The organism is Pseudomonas sp. SIMBA_067, assembly GCF_046534675.1.
Classification (GTDB): Bacteria; Pseudomonadota; Gammaproteobacteria; order Pseudomonadales; family Pseudomonadaceae; genus Aquipseudomonas; species Aquipseudomonas putida.
In genome coordinates this window covers 1-248 of sequence record NZ_JAWRYH010001022.1, presented here as the reverse complement: position 1 = coordinate 248, position 248 = coordinate 1, and the positions used below count along the sequence as shown (strand labels likewise).

Here is a 248-nt window from a genome sequence, read left to right as displayed (position 1 = left end):
GCAAGCGCTTTTTCACCACTCAACCAGGCGTGGCTGATCGCGCTTTGTTCGGCATGAACGGTTTGCTGCATTGTCGCACCAATAAATTCCATATTGGCACCGAAATACCAGGTTCCGCTCACACCGCGCGCAATTGCGCCAACATTAAAATTCGACAATGGCGTACGCGCACAGGCCGCCGCCAGCGGAAGTAGTGCGAATGCCAGCGCGTCTTCGTCCAGCCCCGTTGCGCTCTTCAGCGATGAGAC

General features: G+C 56.5%; 1 protein-coding gene. It reads right to left on the bottom strand.

Features of this window, described 5'->3' with window-relative positions; translation table 11 throughout:
• A partial coding sequence (locus tag SB765_RS32310; protein WP_410932852.1) for a hypothetical protein occupies positions 1-248 on the bottom strand: 248 nt, incomplete at both ends.